The following is a 13,285-nucleotide window of genomic DNA, read 5'->3' on the forward strand; positions in this document are numbered from 1 at the left end:
CAGGGGTGGTTTTTTGGTAATCACCCGCTTCTAGATGTAATAAGCAGTTATCTCGAATTAAATACTAATTTCCAATCACGAATACAAACGGCGGTAAAACACACTGAATATCCGCCTAAACAACTTTAGAGACCAGCATATGCTTCTTTGCGCTGTTCCCGAAATCAAAATATTGGGAAATTGAGGATTGACAGCGCAAGTTATCCAATTTAATATAATCATAGCGGAAAACTATGAATAAATTCAGTATCAATAAACCCACTAAAGGAGACTAGAAAATGGCTGCCCTCCAAACGTTTAAAGCATCTGCTCATCTGCAAAACGGAGTTCAAGTGAAAGTAACATCTCGAAACTTCGAGTTTATTATCGACGAGCCCAAAAACTTGGGTGGAACCGATACCGGCATGAATCCGGTGGAAGCTTTACTCGCCTCACTGGGAGCATGTCAGTCGATCGTAGCTAGGGTATATGCACCTAAATTTGGGGTGAATCTCAAGGATTTCTTTGTGGATGTAGAAGGCGATATTGACCTGGATGGCTTTTTCGACAAATCAGAGGTGCGTCCGGGCTATTCCGATATTCGGTATACATTCCGTATCAAAACAGATTCTCCCCAAGAGCAGGTTGAAGCATTTGTACAATTCCTGGAGAGCAAGTGCCCGGTTGGAGATACGTTGGCACATCCGGTTAATCTCAAGTTGGACAGAATTATCATCGAAAACTAAGCAGCCTATAAATACCGCGAGACCGGACTGATATTGAATTCCTACCGTACAACATATTTAGATATAACAAAAGCCCGCGTTTTTCGCGGGCTTCTGGTCATAACCTAATAAACTCGGCTATAAACTTCGTTTGGTCCTTTGAGAAAATATCCTGTTCGAATTAAAGACACTCTCCATTGAAAGCAATCATAGATACTATAGAACTGGCGATCGACACTCTCCTTATTTGTTTCCAGCAAGCGCCTTTCTGTACGAAGTAGATATAAAGTGGCAGCTTTTTTTGATTCATGATAATAAAAAACCGTGATGGACACCTGTCCACCACGGTTGAATAATGAAATCTATTATTGCTTTTTACTTAACGATACATTAGCTGTTAACGTCTTGTCGATCGTCGTCCAGTTGACATAAGCGCCTAGTATTTCATTAATAACAGAAACCGGAACTACAGTTTCGCCATTTAAAAGCTTTGGTACGTTACTATTGAACACTAGTTTATCGTTAATTGAATACACATCTGAACCAATTTGAGCACTTATATTTTTCGTGCCTAATTTGATTTGCGTAGTACGCGTCTTATTATCCCATTCTACTGTGCCGCCCAATAGCTCCGACATTTTTCGAATCGGTACGTAGAACTCATCGTTATGAACAACCGGTTTGATTGTCGTACCACCTACATTCATGGCAACGTCAACATATTCAAGGAAATCGGTCTTTCGAATGAGTCCATGAACGCCTTTCGTTCGGTCCACGACCTGAGATACTTCGTAATCCGTTGCGGCCGATAGGTACGCATAAGCTACACTTCTATCCATATCAAGCTTATCGGATAAGAATTGAATCGATTCACGTACGGATTCTTTCATTGCTTCATCCAAATCAGTGTCCAATCCAATTGGAATCCAATAATCCTCTGTTTCAGCAAAAGGTTGCGTGAATTCTCCACTATGCGGTAGTGATGGGTCACCTTTCTTCAACACCGTTAACCGAACTGTGCCCCTCAAGGAAGCTTCCAATGCAGTTAATGCAACTTCTCCATCTCCTTGAGCAAAGTGTGGATCTCCAGTATAGAATAGCCCGCCTTTAACTTGAATCGGATAATAGATAGTTGCACCAACACCCAACTCATTAATATCCATATTCCCTCCTGTTTCAATAGGTGGGATCGAACTCACAACCTCGCTGGTGTTAGGTGCAACCCCCATAACACCTAGAAACGAGTTAATTGGGAAACGTACATTTTTTCCAGTTTTTGTTGGTAATACCCCATACCAATTACCGTTGATCTCTTCAATAGGCGTAAATATAGATACATTATTATATAATTCCGGTTTTGTTGCGCTAGCTCCCTCTTGTGGGCCTGTATTTTCTGGAAATTCGTTAGGAAGGGCACCTTTACCATGGCGGTTAGAAATGACACCATACGGAACTCGAGTCTGCAATGAAAGGACTTCTACTTTAAGAACATCTCCTGGCTCCGCTCCCTCAACCGCTACTGGCCCAGTGATAATATGAGGTCCGTCTTTTACATAATCATGCTTAATGCCAGAAGCCGCAATTACCTTCGCATCATCCAACACTCCATCGGGTGAGATACCGAATTTGCCGAAGTACTCCACTGGATTTCTCCCTTGATCCTCGATCAGTCCCTCATGCGATACCGTATCAAATGTTACAGCACTTCCTGATGGTACAGTAAGAATCGGAGAGCTGTCTCGATTAGGCAGTGATCCCCAGCGAATGTTCTCAATCGCAGACGTTACATAATAATCACCTTCTACCTTATCGATGGTTGTTGGTTGCAGCGGCATACTAAAGCCCACTGAAGGTAGAGCAAATGTAAACATACTTATAATCCCTACTGAAACTCCAAATTTCCTAATCGTTCGGTTAATAAACATTACGCTCCCCCTCTACGATATGTAATATTTTCTAACACAAATAAACACTAACATATAAATATATTTACAACAATATTTTTTTGTTAACAAACATAACATTATAGAGATAAATATCAAGAATAAACTTATAAACAGAAAAAAAACGTGTCAATATACTTATCATATGAAAGACGTGTAAAACTAAAATACTTCTAGTAACTTGAGGATTCTCCTTCAGAGATTTGAACAAACGAAATTAAGTTGCATGGAAATTATGTATGTCTTTCATGTTTCTGAACCCGCGCAGGTATACTACTACACTCTCCGTTTCAGGCTCGATCACCTGTCCGCACGTGATTGCACTGGAAGAAGGCGGATTCTCGAATGTGAAGTTGTATCCCGGAGACTGGAGCGACTGGATTAGCTATGAGGGGAAGTCGGTGGCTACCGGGGAAAAGTAGTACGGAGCAGAAGTCTTACAGTATCTCAAAGACAAATACACCGCCATACAGGCTGATGCCTGGGGCGATGTATTTTCAGTGCCTGAGCGTCACCCGGGAATATGGGAGAGATAGAGGCATGTTTCACGGGAAGACTGATCCAACCCAATCCTTTCTCGCTCAATGAAACAGGATCTGCAAAAGAAAATGAGGAGAAGCATTCATGAGTCCATGAATCAAGATAATCACCCATATTTTACGATAGCGGGCCCATAAATAACCAAGAAACAGACCTGTAACCCCATGATTTGCAATTACTGTTGCCACATCAATATCCCACTGACCATTTCCTTGAATGGCGACATGCCAAGTGGACCATAGTATTGAAACTAGTAGTATGGCGGGCCATCTTCCAAGCAACGTCTCCAATCGGGTCTGCAGCCATACCCGATAAAAAACTTCCTCCAATACGCTATTGATCATAAAACCAATCAACACCAAGAGAAGTAATTCTTTCATATCGGTTGCTACGATTTCTCCTTCTGGTTGTGCAATTGGAGAATAGAACTTTAGATAATCCCAGACCACAATAACGATTAGTGGTACGATGACGTGTCTGCGAGTGCGAGGTTTTACCGAGATAATGTCTTGATGCCCGCCAGCCATTTTGCGATAAATCAGAAATAAAATCAACGGAGTGAACAATAATGTCGTTAACTTGAACGCCAAATAATATAGCTGGAAATGTAATCCTTGCTGGTCTATCGTTATCAGAGAAACCGTAAATAAAACGCCTGACAGCAATAATACAATCGATTGAACGACCAAGTGCTATTTCTCCATTTGTTGGAAAATCGAGGAATCATGACTTTGATAAGGAATCATATGGATTAGAAAAATACCAAGGAATGCCGGTAACATACTATGCCATATTGGAATCACTTCCTCATGATCAGCCGTGTACCTTATATTCAAGTTTCCGGTCCACACTAACCACAATACAGCAGCAAATATAATGATCATACATAATAAGCCGGTTGCCTTTCCCCATGCTGGAAGCATTACTTTGAATTGCTGATTCATTCCAATTCCCCTCCTTTGAGTGGTATATTTCCTTAGTTTTTTAATTCAGTTGAGTTAAATAAACTCTAGCACATCCCATCTTCAACGTCTATTTATTTCAGTTGAGTTAAATAATATGATATTCTGTGTGTATGCCAAAAATCGTGGACCATGAGAAAATGAAGAATATTATTGCTGAAGCAACTTGGAAAATCATTAGTGAGCAAGGCATTCATCATGCAACGTCAAGAACGATTGCGAAGGAAGCCGGACTTTCACAAGGAGCCTTAAGACATTACTTTTCAAAACAAGAGAGCCTACTGGCGTTTGCAATGGAGTTAGTTAAAGAGAAGGTACTTACTCGGCTGAGCAATCTGAATGCAAGAGAACTGGCGCCTCAAGAAAGAATTGTTGAATACTTGCTCGAGCTAGTGCCGACTGATGAACAAACATTATTGGAAATGGAGGTTTGGTTTGCATTTGTAAGCTATGGAAAAACGCAAAAAGGGTTGGATGCCAATTATGAGGACCTGCAAAACGCAATCAAGAACTGCATCATGTACTTGAAAAATGAAGGTCTTCTTCGTACAACCGATGAAGAGAAGGAACAAGAAAAACTATATGCCTTTATGAATGGGATGGCTCTCAATTTGTATCTCGAGCCGCATAAGATAAATCGAACACGAAGCAAAGAAATGATACAAGACTATATCAATTGGATTATACGTTGAAGGAAAGCATGACACACAGATCGGGGAGTTAAGTTAGCTTGCCAAAGCGTAGCAGAATCCAATCTGCAGCAGGAGCGACTGAATAAGTTATGAGGAGAATCCGGTGGCTACCGGGGAAAAATAAAGATTAAGAACCCGCGTCTGACGCGGGCTTCTTTGTGCTTTCTTTGTAACCATATCCATGCATTTTAGGAGCTTACCTCTCCGACTTCTGTAACGTTTAGATTCAGCTTATGTTTTCGGCATACTTCGTAAAAATCTTCTGAAACAATGGGTTTGAAGATATTTATATAATCCAGCATAAAAAATTCATGCTCGCCAATTCGCTCTTCATGAAGGCAGATTTGAGATACAACTTTGACGATCTTACGTGGAGGCTGTTGTACAGATGCAGCAATGACCGCTTTGCGCCCATATTCCGAACGTTCATAATCGAAAACATCCAAATGATCAAGCTGATGTGCAGTCCAATAGGTTTTTTCAACCGAACGACCATCGTGGTAATACACCGTTGTCGGAATAAACTGTGTGTTTGTATTCGTTTCCTCCAACAGTTTTTTAAAACGATCTGATACGTGTCTCGTTCCTGTGATCGTCTCAAAATAATCTACGTTCAGGTTGCGCACCGTAGACAGTAGCTCAACCTCTGCTGTTGTCCCCTCGGGCAACGGATTCTCTATCGCCAAATAATTCATATCCAATTGGGGAGTGAAGGTTGTTCCGCCACTAATAAACCCTCTACGTGGATATTGAGATTCCAGAAAATAATAGTTCAAAAGAATGATGTCTCCTTTCCAAATAAAGTGCCTTTCAATCAATTATACAGGTTAAGCGGCCCCTCCAATTACTCCGCGGTTTTAAGCAAGTTATCCACAATAAAATCAAGCTGTTTGTCTAACGAATAAATATCATTGTAGAAAAATAAACCAAAGCTCATATCAATCAGACGTCCTTCTTTGACTGCGGGGATGTTATTCCAAATTGAATTGTCTGACAGATCAACCATTCCTTCAAAGGAAGAACGGAATATATAATCACCCACATATTCAGGTAATACTTCATAAGAAACGTCCTTGCTTGTTGCATCGTTTCTTGCATTTTCAATTTCACGTTGCAAGACCTCAGGTGCTTTCATCCCTAAATACTGATAAATAATCTGCGACCCCCGGCCATAACCCAAGCCTGTCATTACAGCCATTGAACCTTTGTTGCTTTCCATAATTGTGACGGTTTTATCCAAAATACCTGCTTGTTCAAGTTTTTCCTTGCTTTGCTCAACCTTTTTGTGAAGGTTATCTAACATTTCCTGAGCTTGTCCCTCTTTACCCAGAATTTCTCCAAGCAAATTCATACGTTCTTCTACTGGCAGGTCATAAGGAATATATACTGTAGGGGCAATCATTTTAAGTCCTTCATATATTTCTTCATTGGTAACAATAATGAGATCGGGATTAAGCGCAGTTACTGCTTCCGGGTCCGGCTTAAATGCTCCTAATGAAGTGGCACCTTCCAGTTCGCTCGCAAAAGCCGCTCCTTCTTCTATAGAAGAAATCCCCACAGGATTTACGCCTAAAGCAAGCAAATCACCCATTAGATACAGGACAACCACTCGTTGTGGATTAACCGGTACTTCAATATCACCTTTTATGGTGGTTACGGTCTTCATTTGAGATTGTGTATCTGTGTTGTTAGCGTTGTTGGCCGATACCTGATTCGTTGGCTTCTGAGAACCTTCATTGGCTGCCGGACTTCCTGCCCCACCAGTTGAACAAGCACTAAGCAATAGGCTTAAACAAAGTAATAATGTGATAGCCAAGGGTGTCTTTCTACTTCTGTACATCAATAATTCCTCCTCAAATATATGCTGATTATGATAATCATTATCAATATATAAGGAAGTTAGATCCTGTACAATGCCTAATCGTGCCACATTCGATGGTACATTAGGACTTTCATGCTGCTTTCGATAACGAATAGGTGCAATCCCCATATATTTTTTAAATATTTTAGCAAGATAATAACCATCCGGATAACCAACAGCCTTGGCAATCTCCTGTAAAGTAGCATCTGTAGCAAGCAGCAGTTCCTTCGCTTTGTTCATCCGGATTTGAATGACAAAATCAATCGGACTATAACCAGTCTGGCGTTTGAATAACCTTGATAAATGACGTGGACTGCTGTCCATTAGCTCTGCTAACAAGTCCATTGTAATGGGTTCAGCATAGTGTTCCTGCATATAATATTTCATTTGTGCTACCAGGTCTGGCTTTATTGTTGGCACGCGCCCATTGTGGATTTGCCATAACAACTCGTATACAAATTGATAAAATAATGACTTAACATGGAACTGTTCCAGTGCCTCTTGCTCTTCCCAAGCTGTCATCATATATTGTACTTTGCTTAACAAGGAAACAGGCTGATCAGGTGCAAAGCCGTATTGAAGCTTGAAGGGATTACGGTGCTCCATCAAGGCCAGAATATCCTGACGTTCAGGCAGCGGGATGATGGCTTTGTAATAAATCATATAATATTCAAGGACCTCTTCAACAGGCAAAATGTTCAGACAACAGCCCTTCCCACCATGTAAAACATGGAATCGCGAGACCTGATGATCTTTTCCATCCAACTGGATAACAGCATTGCCACGCACCGTGTATAAGAAACAGCTCGCAGGGAATCGATAGGAGTGAAGTCCCTCCTTCCTTTGCATAGTTATATGGCGAATATCCATTATTTTAATAGATGCCCTGTTCCATAATAAAAGATGTTCATTGAAATGTAAGATGGCTTCCCAGCTCCTTAAAATCATTGGTCATATATAATCTAGTGAAATTAGTATGCGTAGGGCATACAAAAAATCGATTGACAGAAATACCGCTTGAGATAACTTCAGGCGGTATTTGCTTTCAATTTTTACGGTTGACTACTCGTGAAGTAATGCTCTAAACGGGATTTTGTTGCTGGATGAGGCATATAAATCATGATTCGCTGATCTGGTTCATTTGGAAATTGAAGGGTGACATGCTCAAATTCAATAACTCCAAAAGTGGGGTGCAACAGCCTCTTATAGCCGTCAAGGGAGCTTGGCACTTCATGATACTGCCACATCCTTGTAAAATCAGCACTTGTCCTCTTCAAATCTTCGATTAACTTGTCGAATGAATCATCGTTCAGATAGCGTGCTCTTGACGTTCTAAACTCGGCAATCATTCTCCGTGAAACACTTTCCCAATCCTCCGATCCCTCTTTCCACACAGGATCGGTAAATTGGCGCCACATCAAATTATAATCATGCGGAGGTGATACCTTATTAATCGTAAATACAGCATCTGCCGCTTTATTCCAAGCGAGAAAATCCCACTTTTTCCCGATTACATAGGCCGGATTAGGATTCAATTCATTCAGCATGTCCTGAATGGATGGGCTGATTTTCTCTTCAACAATAGACGATTGAGGAGGCAATGATTCTCCAGCAAGCAGAAAGAGATGTCTTCGCTCATTGGGTGTCAGCTTGAGCGCCGAAGCCAAGCTTTCCAATACACCTACCGATGGACGGATATCACGACCTTGTTCAAGGCGTGTATACCATGAGAGCCCTATGTTGGCGATCCCAGCGACTTCTTCTCGCCGCAAACCTCGTGTGCGACGACGATTGCCAGGCAAAAGGCCGACATCAAGGGGAGAAAGTGAGGAGCGTAAATCTCTTAAGAAATTACCTAGCGCTAAACGGCGCTCACTGTCGTTCAAGTAAAACCTCCCCCTTATCCTATCACTCGTAAACCCACCATCAAGCAGGTTCTCGTGACCATTTAATAGTCAAAGTATACTTAAGCCAGTTGATGAGATCAACAATTCCAGGCAAGGAGAATGAATATGACAACCATTGCAGGACAAATGTTGGCGAGCAAGGTAGTAATGATTACAGGTGCAGGGCGAGGCATTGGAGCTGAGGCAGCAAAGCTGTTTGTACAACAAGGAGCTTCTGTAATGCTCGTCGCAAGAACAGAGTCTGAGTTGCGTAAAGTCAGGGATGAAATTGTGACGTCGGGCGGAGATGCTGCATATTTTACAGCCGATCTGTCAGATGTAAGCAATGTTGAAGAAGCTGTTAAGGCTACAGTGGAACGATATGGTCGTCTTGATGCTGCTTTTAATAACGCAGGCGTCGGAGTTACTGTATCATCGCTGGTGGATGAAAGAGAAGAAGACTTCGATCTGATTCAGTCAGTAAATTATAAAGGCGTCTGGCTGTGCATGAAAGCCCAGATTAAAGCTATGATGGAGACTTCGGGGTCAGGCTCTATTGTTAATACCAGCAGCGTGGGTAGTCTGAAAGGGAATCCGGGATTGGGTGCTTACGGGGCATCTAAACGAGCGGTAAACAGTCTGACTCAAACGGCTGCGGTCGAATATGGGCCAGCGGGTATCCGTGTCAATGCCATTGCTCCGGGAACCACAATGACGGATATGATTCAGCAATGGGTTTCTATTAACCCCGACATTATTGAACAAATTAGTGCTAAGACACCTCTTCGACGTCCGGCTGAACCTATAGAGATTGCTAACGCAGCCGCTTGGTTGCTTAGTGATTATTCCTCTTTTGTTACCGGGGTCGTTTTGCCTGTAGACGGTGGACTTAGTGTATAGAATTCGTGGCTACGGTCGAAGTGTAAAAGGCTTATTCGGTATAAACCCATAACTCAGATCTGACTAGGTGTAACGAAAAAAGATACCTTGCAACATAATATCCGTGTCTTAATTGATGTCAATAGAGAGTCAACTTGCATGCAAAATAGGGGCCGGATCACCCACTAACGTGAGTACCCGACCCCTTGCTTTGATGTACATATGAATATACAGACCTTAATCAACACTTTAACAGATCGAAAAGAAACAGTCTATATTTTTGGGAAAATATTCTATATATTCAGGTAGCTGGCCGGCAAAATACAGATGAAACGGAGCATACATCAATGATGTCCAACAACCATCTTACTCGTGAAGAATTACAGGATTATGTGTACAATGTATTTGGTGCCGGTTACCACATAACGCAGAGCGCAAGAACTCATGGAGGCGCACAAAAAGTCATTTACAAAATTGACTGCACGAATGGTTTCACTTGTATGCTGTACGTTTGGGATATTTCCAGCAACTATTTTCAGGAAGAGATCTTGAATGAACCCACTTTCCACAGTTCCTATGGCAGCGAACTTTTCTCTTTGAATACTCGCTTTCTCGCTCAACATGGAATTCGAACACCAATCTTGTATGATCTAAATAACGATAGAGACCAGCACTCTTATGATTTTGCTCTTGTTGAGTATGTGGATGGACAGAAAGCCGAAACCTATTTCAAGCATAAAAATCACAAAGATCGGGATGAGATGTTTCAACGGATCAGGAATATGTTGTCTAATATGCATGGAATCCAAAGAAATACTTATGGAAACGCCAACGATAACAGTAAAAAGGCTGGGCCTTGCTACCAAGTTCAGCGGTTGGATGCCGAAACAGCCTTATCCTATGCATCCAAACACATGACAGATATAAGGAATAATGACAAAAGGTTGCTTGAGAAACTTTACGAATTGGAAGCAGCCATTCAACCCAGAGATCTCTATAGTTTCATTCATGGAGAGTTAGGTCCGGATCATATATGGATAGATCATGCTATGCAACCATGCCTTATTGATATTGAGGGCGCAGGATTCTTCGATCTCGAACATGAGCATAGCTTTCTGGAGTTTCGATTTGGAGACTTTTATCACTACTTAAAAAATAACGATCTCGACCCGGAGCGGATGACATTTTATCGATTTTGCCATCATTTGTCCTTGATATCCGGAGGACTGAAACTGCTTCACAGACAATTCCCCGATCAGCAATTCGCTAGGGGTCTTGCAGAGTATCATGCCAGATGTGCAGTTCAGATGCTTTCCTGAATATGGATATAAGCCTGGAAGGAGATTTGAGCATGGAGTTTATTCACGAAGATGAAAAACTTGCAGTGAGCGTTATTCAAGCCATTCACACTGGAGATATTCCAACGTTAGAGCAACTGCTGGCAGAGAATCCGGGATTGGCAAACATAAGAATATTGGAAAGAAAGCCTGACAACGTAGATGCAGACTCCAGTATCTCTCGAACGCTGCTGCACGTGGTGACGGATTGGCCTGGGCACTTCCCTAATGGAGCGGATGCCGTGCGAGTATTGACCAAGTTCGGTGCGGAAGTGAACGCTCCTTTTGTCGGTCCAAACATCGAGACACCTTTGCATTGGGCTGCAAGCTCCAATGACGTTCAAGTGCTCGATGCCCTCCTTGATGCTGGCGCAGACATTGAAACGCCTGGCGCGGTGATCGCCAGTGGCACGCCGCTGGACGATGCTATTGCTTTCGCACAATGGGATACAGCACGACGCTTGGTTGAGCGCGGCGCGATCTTTGCCCTTTGGCATGCAGCCGCCCTTGGAGATATTCACGCCCTACAAGAACATTTTAAAGGAGCCAAACTCCCGGAACGTTATCCTTGGGGAACAAGCACCTCCCCTTCTCCTCCCGATGCAGTAACCGTTGCCTTCTGGTGTGCTTGCCATGGAGGTCAAAGAGAAACAGCCGAATGCCTTCTTGACCAAGGCGCCGAACTGAACTGGATAGCCAGCTGGGATGGAATGACTCCACTGGATACAGCAAAACGTAATTTTTCAGCCGAACTGATCCCGTGGCTTGAAAGTCAAGGTGCCAAATCCGCTAGCGAGATTCACAGGTAGATGAATGGCTAGCATAGAATTGCCAATCGCCAGCGGCTGCGAATACAGTTATGAGGAGAATCCGGTGGCCACTGGGGAAGTGTAGAAGACTCCAACAAATATACACAACGAAAAGGACATCGCCACTTGAGCGATGTCCTTTTCGTTGTGTGGTGATTCTAAAACCGGGAGAGGCGACAAGGGTCTAATTCATTTCTTGATTTGCCATCAATAATTTCACTTGCAGCCAGATTCGCAATCAGCGGCGCCAGCGTAATTGCAGAATGCATTAGCGTCAGATAAAGTCCATTCATGTGATCATGGAAGCCCACAATCGGATAACCGTCATCAGGCATGGGTCTCCATCCAACTTTTATGCTCTCCAGTTCCAGTTGATTACCGTGCTTGAGACTGCGACGCAATGTGTCGTAAGCTCGCTTACCGACCGCCTGTGGTCCGTTTTCCTCCGACTCGTCGATATAGTCTTCCGCAGCCAGCAGTGTATAATCTGTCAGTTGACGCGCTTCAAATTGCGCATTGGAGATTAATGTGTGTATCAGTTTATTAGCAGTTTTCATCCGAATCAGAATCGAAGGTGACGAAGTTACCGGCACGTGACAACCTAACGGGTTACAAAGTTCGGGTGTACCTGTTCCTGCCGCCAATACCACAACATCCGACTCCACAAAACCCTTGGTTGTATGAACACCAACCAGACGGGAACCCTCTTGCTTCAGCTGTGTAACGTTGGTGTCGTACTGAATCTTTGCTCCGTACTCTTGGGCTTTGCTCAACAACAGCTCCGTTACCGCAATAGGGTCCACCGCACCTTCTTCGCTGACAAACATGGCTTCATGCGGATATTCCTTCAGACTGGGCTCCAATGCCTCAAGCTGCTCCCGGTTTAATTTTTGAAAGTGTTGATCCCTTAGAGGCGGAGTGTCCCAAGTTAGCGCACCATGCCAATGAATGTTCAGTTCGGACAACTCTTGCTGAAGTGTGTGATATTCTTCCACAGCTGCATCGTACAAATGCCAGTATTCAGGAGCCACTCTATGCGTCGTATGTATCCAGGCAAATGATTTTTCTGTGACTTCACGCGCCGCGGCTGAGTGTCGTTCAATAACAGTTACATCTTGATTTCGTTTGGCTAGATGATAGGCCATACACGCCCCAACAATCCCTGCACCAATGATCACAATTTTTTGTTTATTCAAAACTAACTCTCCCTTGTCACCCTATCACTCCAAGGAATTAATTTTCCGAAGTTCGGATGGGTTTGCTCTTTTTTCGTCTTCTTCGCTGTACAGCTTCTCCATATGCTGCATATGGCCGGCTCCCCAGTCGCTCATTGTCTGGAGCACAGGTTTCATCAGCTGTCCGTACTCCGTAATCGAGTATTCTACCTTAGGCGGGATCTGGGCATATACTTCGCGATGCACAATATCGTGATACTCCAGTTCTTTTAACTGCTGGGTCAGCATCTTTTTCGAAATATCTGGAATGGCTTTTTGTAATTCGCTGAACCGCATTGTACCGTTGCTCAGCAGGCGTAGAAGAATCAAAGATTTCCATTTACCCGTAAGGATATCCAAGGCCGTTCCGAATTTGCAATATACCGTCATTCTTATTCCTCACTTTCTGACCATATCCGGGTATACTTTTGGTTACCTGGTTAGGTTTAAGTGCCTAC

General features: G+C 43.0%; 14 protein-coding genes. 6 read left to right on the forward strand and 8 right to left on the reverse strand.

What is annotated here, in order from left to right; all coding sequences use genetic code 11:
- Positions 1 to 278: 278 nt before the first annotated feature.
- Positions 279 to 725 carry an OsmC family protein gene (locus MKY44_RS20390; RefSeq protein ID WP_076332250.1) on the forward strand — a complete coding sequence of 149 codons (447 nt, stop codon included), beginning with the start codon at positions 279 to 281 and terminating at the stop codon, positions 723 to 725.
- A 344-nt stretch (positions 726 to 1,069) separates the two neighbouring features.
- On the opposite strand, the gene MKY44_RS20395 is transcribed toward MKY44_RS20390, so the two are convergent.
- Positions 1,070 to 2,629 (reverse strand): acetamidase/formamidase family protein, encoded by a 1,560-nt coding sequence (locus MKY44_RS20395; RefSeq protein ID WP_341008306.1) that lies wholly within the window; start codon positions 2,627 to 2,629, stop codon positions 1,070 to 1,072.
- 257 nt (positions 2,630 to 2,886) lie between these two features.
- On the opposite strand from MKY44_RS20395, the gene MKY44_RS31545 reads away from it, so the two are divergent.
- Complete coding sequence (locus MKY44_RS31545; protein ID WP_445670659.1) at positions 2,887 to 3,069, forward strand: hypothetical protein; 183 nt, start codon at positions 2,887 to 2,889, stop codon at positions 3,067 to 3,069.
- A gap of 159 nt (positions 3,070 to 3,228) precedes the next feature.
- Here the strand turns inward: MKY44_RS31545 and MKY44_RS20405 are convergent, their stop codons facing one another.
- A complete protein-coding gene (locus tag MKY44_RS20405; RefSeq protein WP_341008307.1) occupies positions 3,229 to 3,876 on the reverse strand; it encodes a CPBP family intramembrane glutamic endopeptidase in 648 nt (215 codons plus the stop codon).
- A gap of 3 nt (positions 3,877 to 3,879) precedes the next feature.
- A complete protein-coding gene (locus tag MKY44_RS20410) occupies positions 3,880 to 4,131 on the reverse strand; it encodes a hypothetical protein (RefSeq protein ID WP_341008309.1) in 252 nt (83 codons plus the stop codon).
- A 131-nt stretch (positions 4,132 to 4,262) separates the two neighbouring features.
- Between MKY44_RS20410 and MKY44_RS20415 the strand changes: the two genes are divergently transcribed.
- Positions 4,263 to 4,841, forward strand: coding sequence for a TetR/AcrR family transcriptional regulator (locus tag MKY44_RS20415; protein ID WP_341008311.1), 579 nt, complete (start codon positions 4,263 to 4,265; stop codon positions 4,839 to 4,841).
- A 188-nt stretch (positions 4,842 to 5,029) separates the two neighbouring features.
- Here the strand turns inward: MKY44_RS20415 and MKY44_RS20420 are convergent, their stop codons facing one another.
- From MKY44_RS20420 to MKY44_RS20430, 3 genes are all read right to left on the reverse strand, one after another.
- Complete coding sequence (locus MKY44_RS20420) at positions 5,030 to 5,617, reverse strand: imm11 family protein (protein WP_341008312.1); 588 nt, start codon at positions 5,615 to 5,617, stop codon at positions 5,030 to 5,032.
- A 68-nt stretch (positions 5,618 to 5,685) separates the two neighbouring features.
- A complete protein-coding gene (locus MKY44_RS20425; RefSeq protein WP_341008314.1) occupies positions 5,686 to 7,365 on the reverse strand; it encodes an AraC family transcriptional regulator in 1,680 nt (559 codons plus the stop codon).
- Positions 7,366 to 7,754: 389 nt separating this feature from the next.
- A complete protein-coding gene (locus MKY44_RS20430; protein WP_341008315.1) occupies positions 7,755 to 8,588 on the reverse strand; it encodes a helix-turn-helix transcriptional regulator in 834 nt (277 codons plus the stop codon).
- A gap of 126 nt (positions 8,589 to 8,714) precedes the next feature.
- Between MKY44_RS20430 and MKY44_RS20435 the strand changes: the two genes are divergently transcribed.
- The 3 genes from MKY44_RS20435 to MKY44_RS20445 all read left to right on the forward strand — a co-directional run bounded on the left by MKY44_RS20435 (position 8,715) and on the right by MKY44_RS20445 (position 11,613).
- Positions 8,715 to 9,488, forward strand: coding sequence for an SDR family NAD(P)-dependent oxidoreductase (locus MKY44_RS20435; protein ID WP_341008317.1), 774 nt, complete (start codon positions 8,715 to 8,717; stop codon positions 9,486 to 9,488).
- Positions 9,489 to 10,015: 527 nt separating this feature from the next.
- Positions 10,016 to 10,786 carry a phosphotransferase gene (locus MKY44_RS20440; RefSeq protein WP_341008319.1) on the forward strand — a complete coding sequence of 257 codons (771 nt, stop codon included), beginning with the start codon at positions 10,016 to 10,018 and terminating at the stop codon, positions 10,784 to 10,786.
- A gap of 32 nt (positions 10,787 to 10,818) precedes the next feature.
- On the forward strand, positions 10,819 to 11,613 hold the full coding sequence (locus MKY44_RS20445) for an ankyrin repeat domain-containing protein (protein WP_341008321.1): 795 nt from the start codon (positions 10,819 to 10,821) through the stop codon (positions 11,611 to 11,613).
- A 158-nt stretch (positions 11,614 to 11,771) separates the two neighbouring features.
- On the opposite strand, the gene MKY44_RS20450 is transcribed toward MKY44_RS20445, so the two are convergent.
- On the reverse strand, positions 11,772 to 12,809 hold the full coding sequence (locus MKY44_RS20450; RefSeq protein ID WP_341008322.1) for an NAD(P)/FAD-dependent oxidoreductase: 1,038 nt from the start codon (positions 12,807 to 12,809) through the stop codon (positions 11,772 to 11,774).
- Positions 12,810 to 12,833: 24 nt separating this feature from the next.
- Positions 12,834 to 13,217: a winged helix-turn-helix transcriptional regulator gene (locus MKY44_RS20455; RefSeq protein WP_341008323.1), complete on the reverse strand. Its 384-nt coding sequence runs from the start codon at positions 13,215 to 13,217 to the stop codon at positions 12,834 to 12,836.
- Positions 13,218 to 13,285: the final 68 nt, after the last annotated feature.

The sequence above is a fragment of the Paenibacillus sp. FSL R7-0026 genome, assembly GCF_038004485.1.
Classification (GTDB): Bacteria; Bacillota; Bacilli; order Paenibacillales; family Paenibacillaceae; genus Paenibacillus; species Paenibacillus xylanexedens_A.

Excerpts from the sequence above, each read along its gene's own strand:
- MKY44_RS20390 (WP_076332250.1), top strand. The coding sequence starts at position 279 with ATGGCTGCCCTCCAAACGTTTAAAGCATCTGCTCATCTGCAAAACGGA.
- MKY44_RS20395 (WP_341008306.1), bottom strand. The coding sequence starts at position 2,629 with ATGTTTATTAACCGAACGATTAGGAAATTTGGAGTTTCAGTAGGGATT.
- MKY44_RS31545 (WP_445670659.1), top strand. The coding sequence starts at position 2,887 with ATGTCTTTCATGTTTCTGAACCCGCGCAGGTATACTACTACACTCTCC.
- MKY44_RS20410 (WP_341008309.1), bottom strand. The coding sequence starts at position 4,131 with ATGAATCAGCAATTCAAAGTAATGCTTCCAGCATGGGGAAAGGCAACC.
- MKY44_RS20415 (WP_341008311.1), top strand. The coding sequence starts at position 4,263 with ATGCCAAAAATCGTGGACCATGAGAAAATGAAGAATATTATTGCTGAA.
- MKY44_RS20425 (WP_341008314.1), bottom strand. The coding sequence starts at position 7,365 with ATGATTTATTACAAAGCCATCATCCCGCTGCCTGAACGTCAGGATATT.
- MKY44_RS20435 (WP_341008317.1), top strand. The coding sequence starts at position 8,715 with ATGACAACCATTGCAGGACAAATGTTGGCGAGCAAGGTAGTAATGATT.
- MKY44_RS20445 (WP_341008321.1), top strand. The coding sequence starts at position 10,819 with ATGGAGTTTATTCACGAAGATGAAAAACTTGCAGTGAGCGTTATTCAA.
- MKY44_RS20455 (WP_341008323.1), bottom strand. The coding sequence starts at position 13,217 with ATGACGGTATATTGCAAATTCGGAACGGCCTTGGATATCCTTACGGGT.